Annotated in this window: 3 protein-coding genes; all 3 read right to left on the minus strand. The window is 33.6% G+C overall.

Annotated features, from left to right (window positions below):
* Positions 1–90 precede the first annotated feature (90 nt).
* Positions 91–696: a DedA family protein gene (locus tag V7183_RS22955; protein ID WP_097896351.1), complete on the minus strand. Its 606-nt coding sequence runs from the start codon at positions 694–696 to the stop codon at positions 91–93.
* A 406-nt stretch (positions 697–1,102) separates the two neighbouring features.
* Positions 1,103–2,866 carry an MFS transporter gene (locus V7183_RS22960; RefSeq protein ID WP_335360955.1) on the minus strand — a complete coding sequence of 588 codons (1,764 nt, stop codon included), beginning with the start codon at positions 2,864–2,866 and terminating at the stop codon, positions 1,103–1,105.
* A 38-nt stretch (positions 2,867–2,904) separates the two neighbouring features.
* Positions 2,905–3,441 (minus strand): helix-turn-helix transcriptional regulator, encoded by a 537-nt coding sequence (locus tag V7183_RS22965; protein ID WP_335360956.1) that lies wholly within the window; start codon positions 3,439–3,441, stop codon positions 2,905–2,907.
* Positions 3,442–3,718: the final 277 nt, after the last annotated feature.

Here is a 3,718-nt window from a genome sequence, read left to right on the forward strand (position 1 = left end):
CATGATAACTATTTGTGGACTTAACACTAAGTTCTCGCATCACATTAATGATGTAATTACTAATTTACATATCCCTCAAAATAATATGTATCATGATACATTACGTCTATCTTTTTTCAAGCGAAAATATAGAAGAACCAAACACGCAATAATCAGTGATAGAATCAAAAGAACAAACCCATAACGGTGAACATAATGTCCTACCTGACGCCATTTTTCTCCTAACTCAAATCCTAGCTTGATAAAAGTAAAACTCCATAATAATGCTCCTGAATACGCATAAAAGCAAAATGTCGAAAATCGATAACCAGAAATCCCAGCTAAATAAGCAGTAACATGTCGAACTCCTGGAATAAAATAACCAATAAACAATAAGGCAGGACCAATTTTTTGAAACAAAGTCCGTGTCCGATTTATTTTATTTTCTGTAATATGTATTTTTGGACCAAATTTCTTTAAAAACGGAATTCCAAGTTTTACTCCTAAAAAGTAACTAATCGTAATACCAATTGACGAACCAATGCACGCAGTTAATAATGCAAGGAGAAAATTCATTTCCCCTTTATGTACATAGTATCCTACAAACGTTAATATTGTTTCATCAGGTATTGGTAACCCGATAATCCCACCAACTAAAGCAACAATAATTCCGAAATACCCAAAATGTGAAATGAGATAATGTAATTGTTGTTCTATTTGTAATCACCATCCAGCCATACCAATTGCGAATTAATATCTCAATCATTGAGACACCTTTGTAAACAAAAAATTATACATCTCCTAGTATTATTCCAACAAATCCCATTAAAATTCCAGCCGTATACCTCTAAATATAAAGTGAAACTTTAATCAGTGAGGAATTCTTCATCCCCCACTGATTATTAGCCCTCACCAATCGGGCTTTTACGGGATAAACCGAGGATAAATGTGCATTTTTTCACAAGAAAAACAGCTCCTGCATTTCTCCTTCTATAAGAATGTTATTGGTATGAACAATTTTACTACATTCTATTTCAAAGTGGTATTCTAAGTGGAGAGAACTAACATAACACTTTCTAAAATACGGTATATAGCTTTTCTCTCATTAATCCAATCACAATGATTACTTATTTGCTTCACTCACCTCACTTGTTATCCCCTTTCTTCTCCTGCTTACTCGAAACTTCCCTTCATAAAACACAAAACTAACCAAACCACAAATCAAAATTATCGGTACACTCACTTTATATAAATCTGTAAAACTCATCGCCATCTTGTTTTCTGCATAGTGACTAACATCACTTGCGAACGCAAGAATCTCTTCCCCTACTTTCTTTTCTTTTTCTTCAATCGCTTTTGTTACTTGCTTTGTAATTTCTTCTCTTTTTACTTCTCTATATTCTATTGGAACACTGCTTAAAGCTTCATTTACTTTCTCATGAGTTAACTTCTCTTTTTGTTCCTTGCTCAGACCAAAATTGTCTTCACTTTGTTTCTTTTCCGCATTTGATTCAAAGTTTTTATTTTGTATATTTTTTTTTGTTATTTGTAATATTCTAGCTTGCTCATCCTGGTCTACATGGATATTACGAACTTTTTCTTCGGCATAGCGATAAACTTTCTCTTTATTTATCGATAGATTATGAGTTAAAGTTGACACAAATATAGCCACAGCTAATACAATCCCTACTTGTCTTAGCATCGATACGACGCTTTGAGAAGCAGTTAGTAATTCTCCTTCAAATGAAGAAGCACTTAAAATTGTAATAGGCCCTACAACTAAACCATACCCAACACCTAATATCATACAAGGAACAATGATATCTTTACTCGCCGAATCTATCCCTATCAGTTGTAACCAATAATACGCTACACTCATCACGATAAAGCCCGATAAAATAATAAAGGTTTTCCCAAACTTCTTAATCAGCATTCCAGATAACGGAGAAACAACAAATATCATCGCTGAAATAGGTGTAACTAAAAAAGCGGCTTCAATTTCTGTTCGATGCTGCATTTTTGTAAGAAAAGTTGGAAGTAATACAGTTACTCCAATTAAGAACAGATTACTTAATATAACAACAATAGAAGCTCCAACAAAGGTCCGATCTTTAAAGAGTTGTAAATTCACCATCGGCGCTGCAACTTTTCTTTCTACTAAAATAAATAATAGGAAGGAAATAATACTGGTCATATAGCAAACCCATGCTAAACCGCTTAGCCATCCCCATGTATTCCCCTTTACTAATACGAGGGTGAAAAAGAAAATCGCTGAACTACTTAGCACTAACCCTATCCAATCAATTTTGGATACAACACGTTCTTCATTTTTTATTTGTAGCATAATAAAGCATAAAACAATCCCAACGACACAAATCGGAATATTGACGAAGAATACCCATCTCCATCCTAAATTTTGTGTAATAAGCCCCCCTATTACAGGGCCAATCGCAGCTGATAGGCCTTGTGTTATCCCTAAAATGCTAAGTGCAATATGTCTCTTAGCTAATGGAACTGCTGATACTCCAATTACCATACTCGTCGGAAATAAAATTGCAGCACCTATACTTTGTATAAATCGAGAAAATATTAAAAAATCTCCTGTATTCGCAAATGTACAAAGTACTGAGCCGCCTCCAAAAACGATTAAACCAATGATATACATTTTCGCCTTACCAAAAATATCTGCAATCCGTCCTAATGGAATCGCAAGTACCGCAATCGTCATTGTATACACATTTAATATCCATGACATTTTTTCTAATGATGTATTTATACTAGCTTGTATGGCCGGTAAAGCAATATTCATAATGGTCGTATCAATCATACAAAGAAAGATACCTAAACACATTAAAAATACTATTTTGATGCCCTTTGATTGCTCCATGTCAATCTCCCCCTTTTATTTACCTTGAACGTTTCTTTTTACTCTTCATCAGTCTCTTCTTTATGTGTAAGCTGAGCTAATTTCTTCTTTAATGTTTCTACTTGTGCGGTATAGGATGCGATCCCCACATCTAACGAAATCTCTTCTGCAAATGTTATACCCGCTTTCCACTTCTCATATTTCAAGCGAAGATCGGCGATATACGTTTCCTTTCTTTCAATTTCTTCTTCAATCCACTTTTTCATCGTATTTGTATCGCTATAGTCCCCAAAATACATGCGCATTAGAAAGTCAGAGCGTAGAACATCCTTCTCTACATCAGTCTTCATATATTGATAAAACTCTTCTCTTCCTTCGTCCGTTATGAAGTACATTTTTTTATTTGGCTTTCCTTCTTGCATTACAACCTCTTTTTTTATTTTTCCTTCTTTCTCTAATTGTCTTAACGTTGGATAGATCATCCCAAAACTCCCATCAAAAAAATAAGTAAATACATCTTCAAAGACAATTTTTATGTCATAACCAGACAACTCTTTTTCCATTAGTAACCCTAAAACAACATCTCTTCCTTTCAATATAAACACCTCACACGATTTATATAATCAATAACCATATTAACAATGTTAATATGGTTATTGATTATATAACTTATTCACTTATTTGTAAAATGTAACCAACAAATAGCACACGCATTTATAAAAAAAGCTAATCCTCCTACAAAACAAGAAAGATTAGCTTTATAACTTATATATTTCTGCCCCTGTCTCAATCTTGAAGCATTTTCGCATAAAAAAAGGCTCCAGAACTGGAGCACACAAGTAACAAATAAAAACACAAATACAAATACAAATA

The organism is Bacillus sp. JJ1127 (assembly GCF_036965845.1).
In the GTDB taxonomy this organism is placed as follows: Bacteria; Bacillota; Bacilli; order Bacillales; family Bacillaceae_G; genus Bacillus_A.